Here is a 17,872-nt window from a genome sequence, read left to right on the forward strand (position 1 = left end):
AGCTTGCGACGAGCCGTATCGAAACCAGCCCGACCTCGATACACGGCGTCCTCGCTCCGCTCGGTCGACGCACTCGGCCGGCAGCGACCCTCACACCTCCATCAGGCAGTACCCGATCGACTCGGGTTGGAGGAACGTCCAGCGGGCCTCGCCGGCGGCGCAGGTGATGGTCGACGCGCCTCGTCTGGTCACCTGCGCGAGCACCGTCCGCAACGCGGGTGCGCTCGCGCACGGGACCTCGCGATAGTCGGCCAGCGACCCGCCCTCCTTCGGGATCAGGTAGCAGAGTCCCTCGTAGAAGTTCGGCGTGAGGCACAGCTTCCGGGTGCTGTTCGGAAAGGTCAGCGTCGAATTCTGTTCGCTGGCACAGGGAGTCGCGGTGGGGACGATCGACGCGGTGTAGAAGTTCATGCCCGCCGAGTCGCAGTCCACCTTCGACGCCAGCACCGTCGTCGACGACCCGGCCTGCATGGCGATGTTCACGCACTCGCCGGCCTGCACGTCGTCAGGCCCCGTGACCGACAGCGGCGTCGTATCGGTGGTGCGCGCCGCGGGACTCTGGCTCGGGGTGGTCGCCGCCGGCGCCGACGCGGTCGTCGACGTTCCGGAAGCGTCGGGCGTCGACGACACCTTGGTCGCCACGTAGACGACGCCGGCGACGATCGCGAGGACCAGAACCAGCGCCACGGCACCGAGCGCGATCAGCACCCCCGCCCCCTTCTTCTCCGACGGCGGCGGCGGGTAGCCGGGTTGTGACGAATAGCCCTGGTATCCACCGGGATACGTCCCCGGTGGGAGCTGTCCGGGCGGATGGCCCTGTGTCCCAGGTGAGGCCGCAGCGGCCGGCCGGCCTCCATACGGCGGCTGCGGTGGCTGATGGGCATCCGGCTGCTGAAAGGAAGCACCCGGCGGTCCGGGCGCGGTCAGTGCACGTTGGAGTTCGACGCCGAACTCGCGGCACGACGGGTAGCGACGACCGGGCTCCTTGGCCAGCGCGCGGTTGAACACCGCGTCGGCGGCGGGTGAGATCCCGGGACGCAGGCTCGACAACCGCGGCGGCATCGACTGCAGGTGGTGGGCGATGATCGACGCCGTGCTCGCGCCCTGGAACGGCGGTCGGCCGGTGAGGAGTTCGAAGACGGTGGCGGCGAGGGCGTACTGGTCGGCGCGGGCGTCGACCGCGTCGCCGAGCAGCTGCTCCGGCGCAGCGTAGGCCACGGTGCCGAGGAAGACGTTCGTCGACGTCAGGTGGCTGACGTCCTGCTCAGACTTCGCGATCCCGAAGTCCGCGAGCAACACTCGCGGTTCCGGACCGTCGAGTCCCTGGAGCAGGATGTTGGCGGGTTTGACGTCGCGGTGCAGCAGGCCGGTCGCATGGGCGCGGTCGAGGGCGGCGCCGACGGACCGGACGATCGCGATGACAGTGCGGGGGTCGAGGCCCTGCGGGGTCTTCCGCAGCAGTTTGAGGGCATCGATGCCGTCGATGTACTCCATCGCGATCCACAGATGACCGTCGTACTCACCGGAGTTGAAGATCGTGACGATCGCCGGATGCACGACGCTCGACGCGTGTTCGGCCTCTTTGACGAAGCGTTGCCGGTACATCGGGTCGCGGCTGAGTTCCGCGGGTAGGACCTTCAGCGCCTCGTCGCGCGGCAGATGTGGGTGCCGGGCCAGGTAGATCTCGCCCATTCCGCCTCGACCGATGAGTCGGATGATCGTGTAGCCGGCGAAATGCTCGCCGGGGTTCCGCGGCATCGCCCCTCCTCATCCTTCTCGGGCAGGTGCGCCAAGTCTGCGCCTCCAGACCGTGTGCGGCGACCACAATGCGTCCCGGTGTCACTCGACCGGACCACCCCGGGTGGGCGTGACCCGCGCGGCGACGGGTTCAGCCGCCGGACAGCGACGCCAGGCAGAACACGCGCGGCTCGGGCTTGTCGTAGGTGGCCTTGACCTGGCCTTCGGCGCATTCGAGGGAGCCACCCCCGTCCGTCTCGACGCGATAGATCGCGGCTTCGGCGCGCGCGTCGGCGTTGCAGTCGACGTTCTTGAAGTCGACCAACGAGCCACCTGCCGACTGCGGGATCTCGTAGCACTGGCCCTGCACGAAGTTCGGCATCAGGCAGAGCCGATCAGAGGTGTCCGGGAAGGTCAGGTAGTTCTCGTACTCTCCGCATTCGCCGGGCACGACCTGGGAGGCGATGAAGGTCATCCCGTCGGCGTCGCACTCGGCCTTCGTCGCCTCGACGTTCGACTTGTCGCCGTCGGCCGACCTGACCTGTACGCATTGCCCGATCGCCACGTCGGTCGGCTTCGAGACGTTGTTGGTCACGCGGTCGACCGAGGAACACGCGGCGAGAACGAACAGCGCGGCACACCCCACGATCGCGGTGACCCCATGTCCCGCGCGACCATGCTGGTGAACCCGACCATGCTGGTGAACCACCACCGGCGCTGTCATGCGAGGGATCGTACGCTGCGGCGACGTGGCGAAACGCGGAAACAATCGGGCAGCTCGGAACGAGTCCCAATTCTGCGCCGCGAGCGATGTGCCACCCTGGACGCATGTCCTTCGAGAGCAGGACCGCAACCCGTTTGCGGCCGTTCATGACCACGATCTTCGCCGAGATGTCGGCCCTCGCCGTCGAGCACGGCGCCATCAACCTGGGGCAGGGCTTCCCCGACACCGACGGCCCGGAGTCGATGCTCGAGGCCGCCCGCCGCGCCATCACCGACGGCCACAACCAGTACCCGCCCGGTATCGGCGTCCCGGAGTTACGACACGCGGTCGCACGTCACCAGCGCGAGCAGTACGGCCTCGACTACGACCCAGACCGCGAGGTGCTCGTCACCGTCGGCGCCACCGAGGCGATCGCCGGCGCCGTCGTCGGACTCATCGAGCCGGGCGACGAGATCATCATGATCGAGCCCTACTACGACGCCTACGCCGCCACCGCCGCGATGGCCGGAGGTGTTCGACGCGTCGTCCCGCTCATCCCCGACGGCGACGGTTTCCGCTTGGACCGCGAGCGTCTCGCGGATGCGTTCGGACCGAAAACCGCGGTGTTCATGCTGAACACGCCGCACAACCCGACCGGCACCGTGCTCTCCGACGACGATCTCGCCGAGATCGCCCGACTCTGCATCGAATTCGACGTGATCGTGGTCGCCGACGAGGTGTATGAACACCTGCTGTTCGACGGCCGCACCCACACCCCGATCGCGACCCTGCCGGGTATGAAGGAACGCACGCTCCGGATCTCCAGCGCCGCCAAGACCTTCAACTGCACCGGCTGGAAGGTCGGCTGGATCAGCGGACCGCCCGAACTGATCGCCGCGACCAAGACCGCCAAGCAGTACATGTCCTACGTCGGCTCCGGACCGTTCCAGCCGGCCGTCGCACACGCCCTCGACAACGAACTCGGCTGGGTCCGGGCATCGGCCGCCGCGCTGCAGAACAAGCGCGACATGATCACCGCCGCTCTACTCGACGCCGGTTTCGATGTACACCGCAGCGAGGCAACCTATTTCGTCTGCGCCGACCCACGCCCCCTCGGCGTCGACGACGGCATCGAGTTCTGCCGGTCCCTCCCCGAACGCATCGGCGTCGCCGCGGTCCCGGTCAGCGTGTTCGCCGACGACCGCCAACCCTGGCACCACCTCATCCGCTTCGCCTTCGCCAAACGCGACGACGTCATCGCCGACGCCGCGGAGCGTCTACGAAAGCTGTAACCTCGCTCCTTACGTAGCGAGATCGCAAGCACGGCGCCGCGCCTTGAGTAGCGAGAGCACCACTCCGCTCCTTGAGTTGCGAGCTTGCGAGCACCACTCCGCTCCTTGAGTAGCGAGCTTGCGAGCACCACTCCGCTCCTTGAGTAGCGAGCTTGCGAGCGTATCGAAAGGAAGCGACGCCCCCCCCCCGGCGACCCGAGCTCCAAACACGTTGCGGCAGCTGGCCCCGGATATCGGGACCAACTGCCGCAGGTGCAATCAGCGCAACGCCGGCACCACGTGCTGCTCGAACATCTCGAGGTCCTCGCGGTCATGAGCGACGTTCGGGAAGTAGAAAATCCCGTAGGACATCCCGGCGTCTTCGAGTCCGCGGAGGTTCTCTGCGACCTGCTCCGGCGTCCCGACCGCAGGCATCCCGCGGAAGGCGCCCATGCTGCCCGACGCCGCGTCGGGTCCGACGATCTTCGCGAGCCGCGACTCGAGGTCGTCGAGCTTGCGCTCCACGTCTGCCTCGGTCTCGCCGAGCATCACGTTGTAGTTCGCGGACCGGACAATCGCCTCGAAGTCGCGTCCGAGGTCGGCGCAATGCTGTTGCAGCACCGATGATTTGTGGGCGAAGCCCTCGGGCGTGCCGTCGAAGTTGGTGTAGTCGGCGTGTTGCGCCGCGATCCGCAGCGTCTTCTTCTCGCCACCGCCGGCGATCCACAGGGGCAGCTTCCCGGCCGTCGGCTGCGGCTGACAGATGGCGTCGTTGACGGTGTAGTGCTTGCCGTCGAGGGTGGCGCGGCCGGTCTCCCACGCCTGCTTCATGATCTGCACGCCCTCGTCGAGCCGGGCGAGACGCTCACCGGCCGAGGGGAATCCGTATCCGTAGGCGCGCCATTCGTGCTCGTACCAGCCGCCGCCGATGCCCATCTGCACTCGGCCTCCGGAGATGAGGTCTGCGGTCGCCGCGACCTTCGCCAGGTACATCGGGTTGCGGTAGCTCATCGCGGTGCACATCTGGCCGATGTCGACGCGGCTCGTCGTCGCCGCGAGTGCGGAGACGAGGGTCCAGGCCTCGTGCGTGGCCTCGTCCGTCGGCAGCGGAACGGTGTGGAAGTGGTCGTAGACCCAGACCGAGTCCCAGCCGGCCGATTCGGCGCGGTTCGCGACCGACGACATCACCTCCCACTGGTTCGCCGGGTCGATGCCCACGAGATCAAGCCGCCAGCCCTGGGGAATGAAGAGTCCGAATCGCATGTCGTCGAACCTACCCCGACGCCGACGGCTTGGTGGGGACGAACAGCCCGACTATGGCGGCATCCTGTCGATGGTCAGCCGCACGAATCCGAGCGCTTTCTCGCACAGCAGATTCGCCTCCGTGCCGTCGCGGAGCAGATCATGCATGGTCGTTACGACCACCGCCGAACCGGACTGAACGAACGCGTCACACGAGCCGCGCTCGACACTCACCACGACCGTCCTGCCCGCGATTACGACATCGTCGAGCCACTCGTTGTAATCAGTGGACTGCAGCTGCTTGTAGTCCTGCAGGTTGTCCACGCCCATTCCCTCGAGATTCCCGACGAATTGGCTCAGCGATGGCCGGAGAATGTCATCTCCCTCGAAAAGGTCCCATTGGCACCCTCGCGCGGTCTGGTGGTTGGATGCCGCGACATCTTCGACTGTCGCCGGGTCCAATCCGAATGCCCGCACCTGCTCATCGTCCACGGCAGTGCACGGTTCGTAGGTGGTTCCGTCATTGTTGCGGCTCCACCGATCCGGAAACTCGGTGTCGAACGGGAGTCGGTTCCCAGCATCGTCGGTCTGACGTATCGGCTCGGCCGCCGCGGCCGAGGAGGCCGAGGCCATGGCCTCGGGTTGCGCGCTCGGCACCCCCTCTACGTCACAGGCCACCATCGCCGCGCCGAGTACGGCGACCGCCATGACCAGTGCCAGCCTCCGGAGCTGGCGAGCGGCACCGCCTCCGCAGCTGACCCCTTCGACCCGACGGCATCTCACGAGCTCCAGAGGCTACTCGACAGAGCGCGCCCGATCGCTCGATGACGCCAACCCCACTTACAAGCAGTCCGGACTGTTTGTGTGTTACGCTCGCCACTGTGACCGAGCCCACCAGCACCCCGCGCCGGCGTACCCAGGCCGAACGCACCGCGGCGACCCGCACCCGGGTCCTCGATGCCGCGGTCGACGCATTGGTCGAGGTCGGCTATGCGGCCACCACGACCCAGGAGGTCAATCGGCGCGCAGGTGTGTCCCGCGGCGCATTGCTGCATCACTTCCCCACCCGGGAATCGCTGGTCGTCGCAGCCGTCGGACACCTCGTCGATCGTCGCCTCGAAGAAGTCCTGTCGCGCCCGCGTACGGGCGACGAGGGACTCGAGGTGCTGATCGAGTCGTTCAGCGGACCGCTGTTCGACGCCGCGCTCGAACTCTGGGTAGCGGCACGCTGCGACGTCGAGCTGCGCACCGCGCTGATCCCGCTCGAACAGCGGGTCTCCGACGCCCTGGCCGTTGGGTGCGCCGAGATCTTCGGCGACCGCTACACCCCGGCCGAACTCGAGCTCTCCATCGAACTCGCACGCGGCCTCGCGGTGTCGCGCATCCTGCGATCCCCCGACGCCGACCGCGAATACATCGACCGACTTCTGCCCATCTGGAAGGACCTGTTGAACCATGGCTGACATCAGTTCGCTACCCGAGCACGTCGACGTTCTCGTCGTCGGCGTCGGATTCGGCGGCCTCGCCGCACTGCACCGGCTGCGCAAGGATCATCCCGGTCTGACGACCCTCGCGATCGAGCGCGCCGAGGGCGCCGGCGGGGTCTGGCGCGAGAACGACTACCCCGGCGCGGCCTGCGACGTCCCGACCTCGCTCTACTCGCTGTCGTTCGCCCCGAACCCGGACTGGTCGCACACCTACGGTCGACGCCACGAGATCCACAGCTACCTGCGTTCTGTCGCCGCCGATTACGACGATCAGATCCGCTACAACTGCGCCCTGACCGCTGCTCGGTGGGACGGTGCCGCCCAGGAGTGGGTCGTCGACACGACGCAGGGTCAGATCCGGACCCGCTTCCTCGTCGCCGCTCCCGGCGCACTGTCGGAGCCCGGCGTGCCGGATGTCCCCGGCGCCGACGAGTTCACCGGCAAGATCTTCCACTCCGCCCAGTGGGATCACACCCACGACCTGCGCGGACGCAAGGTCGCCATCGTCGGCACCGGCGCGTCGGCAATCCAGATCGTGCCCGAGATCGTCGACACCGTCGGACATCTCACCGTCTTCCAGCGCACCCCCGCCTGGGTCGTGCCGCGCCTCGACCGCAACATCGGCCCGGCCGAACGCGCCCTCTACAAGCGTGTCCCCGGCGTGCACCGCCTGGTCCGCAAGATGGTGTGGGCCTACCGCGAGGCCTACGTGCTGATGATGGCCCGCAACCCCAAGCTGCTGCCGATCGCGAAAACCCTTGCCCTGGCCCAGCTCCGGGTCCAGGTCCGCGACCGCTCCCTCCGTAAGCGCCTCACCCCCGAGTACACCATCGGCTGCAAGCGGATGCTGTTGACCAACAAGTGGTTCCCGGCCCTCCAGCGCGACAACGCCACCGTGACCGGCGCCATCACCCGCCTCACCGCGAACGGCGCCGTCGACGATCAGGGTCGTGAGCACGAGGTCGACACCGTCGTCTTCGCCACCGGGTTCACCCCCACCCAGCCGCCCATCGCGAAGGCCGTCACCGGCCGCGACGGACGCACCCTGGCCGAGACCTGGCAGGGATCGCCTCAGGCCTACCGCGGCGTCGAGGTCCACGGCTTCCCGAATCTGTTCTTCCTGTACGGACCCAACACCAACCTGGGCCACAGCTCGATCGTGCTGATGCTCGAGCCGCAGGCGTACTACATGTCGAAGACGATCGCCGAGGTCACCGGCTCCGGACACTCCTCGTTCGAGGTCACCCAGGCTGCACAGGACGCCTACAACGCCGAGCTCGACCCCGAACTCGCACGCACCGTGTGGAATTCGGGCGGCTGCTCGAGCTGGTACCTCGACTCCACCGGCCGCAACTCCGTCATGTGGCCCAAGTTCACCAGCGACTTCCGCCGCCAGATGGCGTCCTTCGTGGCCGCCGACCACCGCTTCGACGACGCCATCCCGGCCGTTGCCGAAACCGTCGAGGCCTCCGCCACCGACACCGATCCCGAAAGGACCCTCGCCCAGTGAAAAGACTTGGTCGCAACGACGCCGACCACTACGACGCCATCGTCATCGGTTCCGGATTCGGCGGCTCGGTGGCCGCACTCCGGTTGACCGAGAAGGGTTATCGCGTCGCGGTCATCGAGTCCGGCCGTCGTTTCGCCGACGGCGACCTGCCCAAGACCAGTTGGCGCCTCAAGGATTACGTGTGGGCCCCGGCCCTGGGCATGTTCGGCGTGCAGCGGATGCACCTCCTGCGCGACGTGTTGGTCATGGCCGGCGCGGGTGTCGGCGGCGGCTCGCTCAACTACGCGAACACGCTCTACCGTCCGCTCCCCGCGTTCTTCGACGACCCGCACTGGGGTCGGATCACCGATTGGGCCGCCGAACTCGACCCCTACTACGACCAGGCGTCGCGCATGCTCGGCGTGACCACCTACCCGAAGGTCACGCCCGCCGACCGCGTCATGCGCAAGGTCGCCGAGGACATGGGCGCGGGCGACACCTTCGTGCACACCCCCGTCGGCGTGTTCTTCGGCGAGCCGGGCAAGACCGTCGAGGACCCGTTCTTCGGCGGCGCCGGCCCCGCCCGCACCGGCTGTACCGACTGCGGCGCCTGCATGACCGGTTGCCCCGTCGGCGCGAAGAACACGCTGGTCAAGAACTATCTGTATCTCGCTGAACAGGCCGGTGCGACCGTCATCCCGATGACGACCGTCGACACCGTCCGCCCGCTGTCGGAGGGCGGGTACACGGTCGGGACACATCGGACCGGTCGACGCTGGTCGCGTCGGGGCCGTCGCTCGTTCACCGCCGATCATGTGGTGTTCGCGGCCGGCACGTACGGCACCAACAAGCTGCTGCTCGATATGCAGCAGAGCGGCAACCTGCCCGGCCTGTCGTCGCGTCTGGGCAAGGTGGTCCGCACCAACTCGGAGGCCGTCCTGGCCGCAACCGCCACCGACCTGAGGGTCGACTACACCGAGGGTGTGGCGATCACGTCGTCGTTCCATCCGAACGAGCACACCCACATCGAACCCGTGCGATACGGCAAGGGCAGCAACCTGATCGGAATGCTGCAGGCGATGCTCATCGACGGCGACGGCCGCCTGCCGCGACCACTGGCCGCCCTCGTCGAGATGATCAAGCATCCGCTGGTCACGCTGCGTGGACTCTCGGTTCGACGCTGGTCGGAACGCACGATCATCGCCCTGGTGATGCAGACCGCCGACAACTCGCTCGAACTGTTCGCCCGCCGCGGCCGTTTCGGTCCGATGCTGCGCAGCAAGCAGGGTGCCGGCGATCCCCCGCCGACCTGGATCCCGGTCGGCCACGAAGCCGTCCGCAAGATGGCCGACGAGATCGACGGCGACGCCGGCGGTTCCATCGTCGACTGGCTGAACATCCCGATGACCGCGCACTTCCTGGGCGGTTGCTCGATCGGACGGTCCGCCGCCGACGGCGTCGTGGACCCGTACCACCGCGTGTTCAATCACCCGGGCCTACACATCGTCGACGGTTCGACGGTGTCGGCGAACCTGGGCGTGAACCCGTCGCTGACGATCACCGCCCAGGCCGAACGCGCGCTCGCCATGTGGCCGAATGCCGGTGAGGCCGACCCGCGTCCGGAGCTCGGGTCGGCGTACCAGCCGATCTCCCCGGTGCCGCCGGTGCGTCCGACGGTGCCCGACTACGCGCCCGCCGCGCTGCGGTTGCCGATCACGCCGATCTCCAACGCCGGCTGAGGATTTCGTAGAAGTTGTGGGCGTATGGCGTCCACAACTTCTACATCCCCTCCTTACTGATCACCACACCCCCGGCGGCCGCAGCTGAATGCTGATCCGGGCGCCGACGCCGCGCACCTTGGGGACCGCGTGTTCCCACGTGCGCTGGCAGCTGCCACCCATGACCAACAGGTCACCGGACGACAGGGTGAACTTCAGCGACTTCCCGCCGCCCCGCGGCCGCAGCATCAGCGGCCGTGGGGCGCCGAGGGAGATGATCGCGACCATCGTGTCGTGCGTCGACGCCCGGCCGATGCGGTCCCCGTGCCACGCCACCGAATCGTTGCCGTCGCGGTAGAGGCTGATCCCCGCGGTCGCGAAACCTTCCGGCAGCTCGTCGCGGTAATGCCGCGAGAGCGATGACCGCATCTCGGTGATCAACCCGTCTGGGAACGGATCGTCTTTCTGATAGATCGAGACCAGCCGCGGGACGTCGACGACGCGGTCGTACATCTGTCGTCGCTCGGCTCGCCACGGCACATGACGTCGAAGCCGATCGAACAACTCGTCCGGCCCGCTGATCCAGCCCGGGCACAGGTCCACCCACGCGCCGTCGGTGAGTGGACGCCGCGTCATCGAGGTCGACAGGTCCGAGAGCGCCGGTTCCGCGGCGACCTCGGCGAACAACGAGCCCTGGATGCCGATGGACATGCCCACCACCGTACACCTAGATCGAACGCACGTTCGATAAACCGCTCACTGGTTCCGTTCGCGCTCACCTTTGACGAGTGAGCGCGAACGGAACGAGTGAGCGAAAGTCGGGCTACTCCCCGCCCAGATGTCCGCTCAACCGGCCGTGGCGTTCGGCGCTGGCGTCGTCGAGCCCAACGATCGTGACGTCTTTGCCCTTGGCCTTGTACTTGGTGGTGATGGCGTCGAGGGTCGCAACCGACGACGCATCCCACACGTGCGAGTCACTCATGTCGATGACGACGTGGGACTCGTCGGCGGTGTAGTCGAACTGGTAGACGAGGTCATTGCTCGACGCGAAGAACAGCTCGCCGCGGACCTCGTACACGCGGGTGTCGGGGTCGGGCCCGGCGACCACCACGACCTCCGTCATGTGCGCGACGCGACGCGCGAACAGCACCGACGCGGTCAGTACGCCGACGACGACGCCGTACGCGAGATTCGACGTCGCGACCGTCACCGCGACGGTCGCCAACATGACAGCGGTCTCCGACCGGGGCATGCGGCGCAATGTCTTCGGGTTGATGGAATGCCAGTCGAAGGTGCCGACCGACACCATGATCATCACCGCGACCAGTGCCGCCATCGGGATCTTGGCGACCACGTCACCCAGTCCCACGACGAGGATCAGCAGAAAGACACCGGCCAGGAACGTCGAAATCCTTGTGCGCGCACGGGATTCCTTGACGTTGATCATCGTCTGCCCGATCATCGCGCAACCGCCCATGCCGCCGAAGAAGCCCGTGACGAGGTTGGCGATCCCCTGCCCGACGGCCTCGCGGGACTTGTTGGAGTGGGTGTCGGTGATGTCGTCAACGAGCTTGGCGGTCATCAGCGACTCGAGGAGGCCGACGATCGCGATCGCGAGAGCGTACGGCGCGATGACGGACAAGGTGTCCCAGGTGAACGGAACGTCGGGCAGCAGCAGTGTCGGCAGACTGTCCGGGAGTTCGCCCTCGTCACCGACATTCGGCACCTTGAGGCTCGCGATGAGGGTGACCGCGGTCAGCAGCACGATGGCGACCAACGGCGCCGGCACGATGGTCGTCAGGCGCGGGAACAGGACGATGATCGCGATGCCGATCGCCACCATCGGATACACCAGCCACGGCACGCCCAGCAGGTGCGGCACCTGCGCGGAGAAGATGAGGATGGCCAGCGCGTTGACGAAGCCGACCATCACGCTGCGCGGGATGAACCGCATCAGTTTCGCGACGCCGAGCGCGCCGAGGAGCACCTGGAGGATGCCGCCGAGCAGGACCGCGGCGATCAGGTACTGCAACCCGTGGCTCTCGACCAGTGGCGCGACCACCAGCGCGACGGCTCCGGTGGCGGCCGAGATCATCGCGGGACGACCGCCGACGATCGCGATGGTCACCGCCATGGTGAACGACGCGAACAGGCCGACGCGCGGGTCGACGCCGGCGATGATCGAGAACGAGATGGCCTCGGGGATCAGGGCCAGTGCGACGACGAGTCCGGCCAGGATCTCGGTCCGCAGCCGGCTCGGCGAGCGCAGCGTCAACAGGACGGACTGGCGGTCGGCCGGGGAGATGGCTTCGGGGGCGGCCTTTGCGGAACTCCGCACCGCGGACTCCTCTGTATCGGGAATTGTCGAACCTGCGGACTCTATACGCGCGCGAGGCGTCACTCACACTTTCGAGCCAGGCCGTGAAGCCCGTCCACGCAGGTCAAGCGGCCCCCACCCGATCCGGCAGTGGCCAAGTGCACATTCCACCCACCGCACAGAGGTCGAAATGTGAAGTGGCCCACAGCACTCTATTCGAGTCGATGCTTTAATCATTCCGTTATAAAACGTTACAAGGGGGAACTCGATGAAGCGCTCCGGTATCGCCGGCCTGTTGGCTGCTGCCGCCATGCTGATCCCGATCGCTCCGGCGACCGCCGATCCGGTCGGCGACCTGTTCGGTAGCGCCAGCGGCAGCCTCGACGCCGGAAGTTCGGCCTTCGGGTCGTCGGGTGACAAGGTCACCCACTACGGCAAGCTCGGCCGCCCGGACGCACGCAACGGCGTGAAGTCCATCAACGTCTGGGTCTACAACCCGAAGGGCGTCCGTGAGATCACTCCGGGCACTTTCCCCAAGAACTCGCGTCTCGGCGTGCGCTGGAACTCCATCATCGACGCCGGCCCCATCGTCGACGGCAACGAGTGCCGCATGGAGGTCCGCCTCGCCGGACCCAAGGTTCCCAAGGAAGCCGCGCTGTACAAGACGCAGGACTGCACCGCGGTGAAGTCCTACTTCTTCAAGGGCGGCGGCAACTTCACCATCCGCGTCACCGACCTGGTCTCCGGCGCGTCGAACAGCATCGCGTTCTCGGTCCAGTAGTACCGCGTACTGCCCCAGCTGGTTGGTAGTTGGTAGGTCCGAGGCGCCAGCCGTCCCCTGCTGGCCGAGTAGGACCGAGGCGCAAGCCGTCCCAACGCTGGTTGAGTAGGTCCGAGGCGCTAGCCGAGGACCGTATCGAAACCACTTGTGGACAAAGTGAGATGGCGGCACGGCGCTGTGCGTTTCCGGACCGAGCGCTCAGTCATCTCGATCGATAGTCCTTGCATGGGCGCGTACCTTTACATTCTCGAATGCTCCGACGGCAGTCTGTACGTCGGAAGCACACGAAACCTAGAGAATCGGATCCAGCAACACGACAGCGGGCGGGGTTCGGTGTACACCCGATCTCGCCGACCAGTACGGCTCGTCTACCGACAAGAGTTCGAGCACGTCGGCGAGGCATATGACGCCGAAGTACATCTCCACGGCTGGTCGCGAGCAAAACGCTTGGCGCTCATCAATGGGCAGTTCGAGTTGCTGCCGGAGCTGGCGCGCAAGAAGTGGAAGCGGGACGCCGCCCCGCCGGGCGAATAAGCCCGCTGCGGAGCTGGTTTCGATACGGCTCGTCGCTAACGCTCCTCACTACTCAACCAGCGGTCCCGCTGGCCGAGTAAGTGGGACCGATAGCCAAACCAGACACGACCCCTGCTGACCGAGTAGGCCCGATAGCCAAACCAGACACGATCCCCTGCTGGCCGAGTAGGACCGAGGCGCTAGCCGAGGTCCATATCGAGGTCAGCCCACCAGCCTGGTTTCGATACGGCTCGTCGCTAACGTTCCTCACCTACTCAACCCGCAGAACCCGCCGACACGTCGAACTTCTCCCCTGTCAGCTTCTCCGATTCCGCCCAGAGCGCCGCGCGGAAGTCGGCGTCGTCGGCCGCCTTCTTGTACTTGTTGCGTCCGGGAGCACCGTGCAGCCCGAAGAACTTGGTCGGTCCGTAGTAGGTGCCGGACGGCAGGCCCGACATCGTCGCGGCGTAGAGCTGAGGCAGTGCCCCGTCCGCGGCCGGCTGCGCGATCGGCAGCTTGTTCGACAGCTTCGCGAGGACGTCCACGAAGTTCTCGCTCCGACCCTGCAATTCCGTTGCGGCGTAACCGGGATGGGCGATGAACGACTGCTTCGACGACCCGGCCTCCTCCAGCCGCTTGGCAAGCTCGAGCCCGAACATGAGGTTGGCCATCTTGGAGTCGCCGTAGGCCTGCCAGCGGCGGTAGCGGCGCTGCTCCCAGTTGAGGTCGTCGAGCTGGATGTTCCCGATCTGGTGCACGCCCGACGACACGGTCACGACACGGTCGGTGATCTTCGGCAGCAGCAGCGCGGTGAGCGCGAAGTGGCCCAGGTGGTTGGTGCCGATCTGCATCTCGAAACCGTCTGCGGTGCGTCGCAGCGGTACGGCCATGAGTCCGGCGTTGTTGATGAGGACGTCGGCGCCGGTGAAGCTCGATGCGAACGCCCGAACCGACGCCAGGTCAGCGAGGTCGAGCTGGGCGACGGTCGCGTTGGGTCCCAGCTTCGACGCCACGGCGTCGGCCTTGGCGGTGTTGCGGCACGCCATGATGACGTTGGCGCCGGCGGCGACGAGCGCCTTGGCCGACTCGGCCCCGAGGCCGCTGTTGGCGCCGGTCACCACGAAGGTGCGCCCCGTCTGATCCGGAATATTCGCTGACGTCCAACCGCTCATCGCAGCCCCCTGGGATGGTGTGTCGGTCCGGCGGCCTCGCCGCGACCCTGCGGCCCACGCTATTGACGCCCCCGGACGGCGTCAACGAATCGTCTCGAGCGGGCCGCTCGCCGCCGCGGTTCTCAGCCGCCGAAGAACGTCGTCAGCCGCAGAGGATTGGCGCCGACGATGCGTCGTGCGGGACGCAGCAGTTCGGCGATCAAGTTGCCCGACGACCCGAGCCGTTCGACGAGTTCGGAGGGAGCGTAGAACTCGGTCGGCTGGGACCGGCCGCGCATGATCCGGCTGCCGAGGAGTTCCCATTCGTCGGCTTCGGCGCCCGCGGAGTCGATGGCGGCGCCACTAGCGAGGGCGGGGACGCGACCGGTCTTGGCCATGTCGGAGAGGCGGGCGCATTCGTTCACCGGGTCGCCGATGACGGTGTATTCGTAGCGTCGTTCGGCGCCGATGTTGCCGGCGAAGACTTCGCCGTGGGAGACGCCGATCCCCCACCGGATATCGAGACTCTTGGAGAGGCGGTCGGCGAGGTCTCGGGCGGCGGCGAGCGCGTGCCCGGCCGGATCGTCGAGCTCGACGGGCGCGCCGAAGACGGCCAGCGCGGCGTCGCCCTCGAACTTGTTGACGAAGCCGGAGTGATGGTCGACGACGTCGAAGACGATGCTGAAGAAGGCGTTGAGGAGTTCGGCGACGTCGTCCGGACTGCGGTGCTGGGAGAGCCGCGTCGAGCCGACGATGTCGACGAAGAGGACGCCCACCTCGGTGTTGGTGCCGTGCATGCCGACGCCGTCGGAGATGGCGAGGTCGGCGACGGTGTCACCGACGTGTCGGGCGAAGATCTCGCGCATCCGGTCACGTTCGGCGAGTCCTTGCACCATCACGTTGAATCCGTGTTGCAGGACACCGAGTTCCGACGAGTCGTAGACGGGCACGCGGGCGTCGTAGTCGCCGTGGTCGACGCGATGGACGGCACGACGCATCTCGGTCAGCGGATCGGTGATGGCCTGACCGACCAGGTAGATGACGCGGATGCCGGCGGCGAGTCCGACGACGGTGAGGATCACGGTCGTCCAGTCGACGGCGCCGGCCACGTCGGGCAGCATGCCGGTGAAGCGCCCCGCGTTGACGGTCAGCAGGCCGATCATCGGCACCGCCGAACTCACCGCCCACACGGCGAACAACCTGATGCGGACGCCGTTCATGACGTGATTGGCGGGGAAGTCCTCGAGGACGACGATGGCCAGCGGTCGGGCGGCACGCTCGACGAACAGGTAGGTCAGACACGAGCTCGACAATCCGGCGAGCGTGAACGCCACCGCGACGCCGGCAACGGTCGCGACGGTGAGGTCGTCGGCGACCAGCACGTAGAACAGTGCGGCGCTGAACCACGCCCCCACTGTGGCGAGCAGTTGGTAGCCCGGGATGCGTTGCACGGCGCGTCGACGCGCATGGTCGGCGGGTTGGCAGCTGACGAACCATTTCAGCTGCGGCCGGAAGACGAGCAAGCCGAGTATCAGGTTGACGAGGATGCCGGTGATGATCGCGCCGACGACGGCCGGGAAGTTGGGGGCGCCGAGGGTCTCGGCGAACGTGAGCTGCCCGCCGTTGAAGGCGAGCTGCACGAGCAGGAAGGTCTCGACACCGATCAGTGCGTTGCTGGCCACGACACCGGTCATCGCCGTGACGGTCGCGTGGCGGGCGATCCGCGCCCGCATGTCCGGTCCGACTCGAGCCCACGCCTTGGGGCTCGGAACCGTGGGCAGTCCCCACAACATCCCGGAAGTGCGGCGTCTCAACCGCGACCACGGCACGCCACGGCGGGTGCGGCGCCTGCGTCCCATGGACCTCTCCTGCCTGCTGGCGATACTCGCAGCGTACCGGAGTCGGTGACGTCCATGTCACATCCAAGGTCCCGATGTGGGTGGTTCCACTGACTCACGGCCTGCTGCTTACCGGCCCCCCGTACCCGCCGGTCGACACTGTCGAAACCTGCACCGGGAACAACAGACCGGCACCGACGCGGGGTCGCGCGGTGCCGGTCCGTGGGCCGTCCGGGCTCTGGGGTGTCGAGCCCGGTCGGGGTTTGTGGGCGATCAGGCCTGGAGAGCCTCGATCTCGAGCGTGATGGTGATCTTGTCGCCGACGACGACGCCGCCACCCTCGAGGGGCATCTCGATGTCGATGCCGAAGTCCTTGCGGTTGATCACGGTCTTGGCGTCGAAGCCGGCAACCGTGCCGTGGCCCATGCCGGGGTTGGTGCCGTTGAACTCGAGGTCGAGGGTGACCGGCTTGGTGATGCCCTTGAGTGTGAAGTCACCCTCGAGGGTGTAGTCGTCCCCGTTTTCGCGGACGCCGGTCGAGACGAAGGTCGCGGTCGGGTACTTCTCGGCGTCGAAGAAATCGGCCGACTTGATGTGGCCGTCACGCTGGGCGTTGTTGGTGCTGATCGAGGTCACGTCAATTTCGGCCTGCACGGACGGTGCGCCGTTCTCGTCGACAGTGATGGTGCCGGAGAAGTTGTCGAAGGTGCCGCGGACCTTGCTGACCATGAGGTGCTTGACGGAGAAGCCGACGGTCGAGTGGGTGGCGTCGATATTCCAGGTACCTGCGGGAATGGGTGCCTTGACGGTGGTTGCTGCGGTCATGGTTGCGTCCTTCCAGACGGGGGCGAGTTCATCTCGATTCGCATGGGCCTTCGCGACCCATTGACACTTTAAACGGACCGCGGTCCGATTACATTCCCCTGCCGCCTATGAGCCGACGTGATCTCGGTCACGCTTGGACGGGACGGCCCCGACTGCCCGCGTCACCTCGGGACCGCTCGCCCGAACCACATCCATAAGTCGACAAATAAACCGGAAGTCGACCGATGGGTTTTCGATATCTCGCCACACTCAAAAGACCCGTAAAAGAAAGTCAAAACAGGAGGTCATGAGCCATGCGAAAGTGTTCCGGAGCCCTGATAACCGCCGCGGTGGGGATATTGGCGGTTTCCGCCACGACCGTCGCGTCTCCTGCGTCGGCGGGACCGAACGACGTCCTGGCGATGCCGCCGTTGGTTCAAGGTCAGGAGGTGACGGTCACGATCGTGAACAACTCCGACAATCCGAAGCTGTGTGCGGTCGAGACCCTCCCGGTTCCGGAGGTCCCGGTGCGCGGCGATTCGTCGTTCAACGAGAACCCGTCCGATTCCTTCGAGGCCCCGCAGGGCAACACGGCGAAGACCATGACGCTCGCGCAGGGCAGATACAACGTCTTCTGGGCATGTTCGGGTTACGCCAGCAATTCCGACGAGTTCAACGGTTTGGGTTGGACCGTCTGGGGCACCAATCCCCCGGTCCCGATCCAGAATGCCGAGGAGACCATCAAGCAGCAATTCCCCAGCGATCCGCTGCCGGTCAACGTGACGGCGCGGGACTGCTATCTCTCGATCTGTTAGTCCTCG

16 protein-coding genes are annotated in these 17,872 nt (G+C 66.8%); 7 read left to right on the forward strand and 9 right to left on the reverse strand.

Annotation, left to right across the window (positions count from 1 at the left end; all coding sequences use genetic code 11):
• Nucleotides 1-90: 90 nt before the first annotated feature.
• Nucleotides 91-1,758, reverse strand: a complete 1,668-nt coding sequence (locus tag OK17_RS13855; protein ID WP_461417785.1) for a serine/threonine-protein kinase — start codon at nucleotides 1,756-1,758, stop codon at nucleotides 91-93.
• 130 nt (nucleotides 1,759-1,888) lie between these two features.
• On the reverse strand, nucleotides 1,889-2,461 hold the full coding sequence (locus OK17_RS13860; RefSeq protein ID WP_461417786.1) for a pyridine nucleotide-disulfide oxidoreductase: 573 nt from the start codon (nucleotides 2,459-2,461) through the stop codon (nucleotides 1,889-1,891).
• 104 nt (nucleotides 2,462-2,565) lie between these two features.
• Between OK17_RS13860 and OK17_RS13865 the strand changes: the two genes are divergently transcribed.
• Entirely contained in the window at nucleotides 2,566-3,732 is a 1,167-nt protein-coding gene (locus OK17_RS13865) for a pyridoxal phosphate-dependent aminotransferase (RefSeq protein WP_461417787.1), read from the forward strand.
• A 258-nt stretch (nucleotides 3,733-3,990) separates the two neighbouring features.
• On the opposite strand, the gene OK17_RS13870 is transcribed toward OK17_RS13865, so the two are convergent.
• Both OK17_RS13870 and OK17_RS13875 read right to left on the reverse strand, forming a co-directional pair.
• Entirely contained in the window at nucleotides 3,991-4,974 is a 984-nt protein-coding gene (locus OK17_RS13870; RefSeq protein ID WP_461417788.1) for an LLM class F420-dependent oxidoreductase, read from the reverse strand.
• Nucleotides 4,975-5,025: 51 nt separating this feature from the next.
• Nucleotides 5,026-5,661 (reverse strand): DUF3558 family protein, encoded by a 636-nt coding sequence (locus OK17_RS13875; RefSeq protein WP_461417789.1) that lies wholly within the window; start codon nucleotides 5,659-5,661, stop codon nucleotides 5,026-5,028.
• 173 nt (nucleotides 5,662-5,834) lie between these two features.
• Between OK17_RS13875 and OK17_RS13880 the strand changes: the two genes are divergently transcribed.
• Genes OK17_RS13880 through OK17_RS13890 form a run of 3 tightly spaced genes read left to right on the forward strand, consistent with a single transcriptional unit; the run spans nucleotide 5,835 to nucleotide 9,668 of the window.
• Nucleotides 5,835-6,416: a TetR/AcrR family transcriptional regulator gene (locus tag OK17_RS13880; RefSeq protein ID WP_461417790.1), complete on the forward strand. Its 582-nt coding sequence runs from the start codon at nucleotides 5,835-5,837 to the stop codon at nucleotides 6,414-6,416.
• Nucleotides 6,409-7,950 carry a flavin-containing monooxygenase gene (locus tag OK17_RS13885; protein ID WP_461417791.1) on the forward strand — a complete coding sequence of 514 codons (1,542 nt, stop codon included), beginning with the start codon at nucleotides 6,409-6,411 and terminating at the stop codon, nucleotides 7,948-7,950. Before OK17_RS13880 ends, OK17_RS13885 begins: the two co-directional genes overlap by 8 nt.
• On the forward strand, nucleotides 7,947-9,668 hold the full coding sequence (locus OK17_RS13890; protein ID WP_461417792.1) for a GMC oxidoreductase: 1,722 nt from the start codon (nucleotides 7,947-7,949) through the stop codon (nucleotides 9,666-9,668). The genes OK17_RS13885 and OK17_RS13890 overlap by 4 nt, the downstream gene beginning before the upstream one ends.
• Before the next feature lie 60 nt (nucleotides 9,669-9,728).
• Here the strand turns inward: OK17_RS13890 and OK17_RS13895 are convergent, their stop codons facing one another.
• Together OK17_RS13895 and OK17_RS13900 are read right to left on the reverse strand one after the other, a co-directional pair.
• Nucleotides 9,729-10,358 carry an alpha-ketoglutarate-dependent dioxygenase AlkB gene (locus tag OK17_RS13895; RefSeq protein ID WP_461417793.1) on the reverse strand — a complete coding sequence of 210 codons (630 nt, stop codon included), beginning with the start codon at nucleotides 10,356-10,358 and terminating at the stop codon, nucleotides 9,729-9,731.
• A 112-nt stretch (nucleotides 10,359-10,470) separates the two neighbouring features.
• The gene (locus tag OK17_RS13900; RefSeq protein ID WP_461417794.1) at nucleotides 10,471-11,985 is read right to left on the reverse strand and encodes a SulP family inorganic anion transporter; all 1,515 of its coding nucleotides are present in this window, start codon (nucleotides 11,983-11,985) and stop codon (nucleotides 10,471-10,473) included.
• 247 nt (nucleotides 11,986-12,232) lie between these two features.
• Here OK17_RS13900 and OK17_RS13905 point away from each other — a divergent pair, with 247 nt between their 5' ends.
• Both OK17_RS13905 and OK17_RS13910 read left to right on the forward strand, forming a co-directional pair.
• Complete coding sequence (locus OK17_RS13905; RefSeq protein WP_232718029.1) at nucleotides 12,233-12,745, forward strand: hypothetical protein; 513 nt, start codon at nucleotides 12,233-12,235, stop codon at nucleotides 12,743-12,745.
• 225 nt (nucleotides 12,746-12,970) lie between these two features.
• Nucleotides 12,971-13,279 (forward strand): GIY-YIG nuclease family protein, encoded by a 309-nt coding sequence (locus OK17_RS13910; RefSeq protein WP_461417795.1) that lies wholly within the window; start codon nucleotides 12,971-12,973, stop codon nucleotides 13,277-13,279.
• Between the two features lie 254 nt (nucleotides 13,280-13,533).
• Here OK17_RS13910 and OK17_RS13915 read toward each other — a convergent pair whose 3' ends face one another.
• The 3 genes from OK17_RS13915 to OK17_RS13925 form a co-directional block, all read right to left on the reverse strand.
• Nucleotides 13,534-14,430 carry an oxidoreductase gene (locus OK17_RS13915; protein ID WP_461417796.1) on the reverse strand — a complete coding sequence of 299 codons (897 nt, stop codon included), beginning with the start codon at nucleotides 14,428-14,430 and terminating at the stop codon, nucleotides 13,534-13,536.
• A gap of 122 nt (nucleotides 14,431-14,552) precedes the next feature.
• On the reverse strand, nucleotides 14,553-16,268 hold the full coding sequence (locus OK17_RS13920; protein ID WP_461417797.1) for an adenylate/guanylate cyclase domain-containing protein: 1,716 nt from the start codon (nucleotides 16,266-16,268) through the stop codon (nucleotides 14,553-14,555).
• Between the two features lie 252 nt (nucleotides 16,269-16,520).
• Nucleotides 16,521-17,072, reverse strand: a complete 552-nt coding sequence (locus OK17_RS13925; protein ID WP_461417798.1) for a YceI family protein — start codon at nucleotides 17,070-17,072, stop codon at nucleotides 16,521-16,523.
• A 428-nt stretch (nucleotides 17,073-17,500) separates the two neighbouring features.
• On the opposite strand from OK17_RS13925, the gene OK17_RS13930 reads away from it, so the two are divergent.
• Complete coding sequence (locus OK17_RS13930; RefSeq protein ID WP_232718024.1) at nucleotides 17,501-17,866, forward strand: hypothetical protein; 366 nt, start codon at nucleotides 17,501-17,503, stop codon at nucleotides 17,864-17,866.
• Nucleotides 17,867-17,872: the final 6 nt, after the last annotated feature.

Source organism: Gordonia sp. GN26 (genome assembly GCF_054823965.1).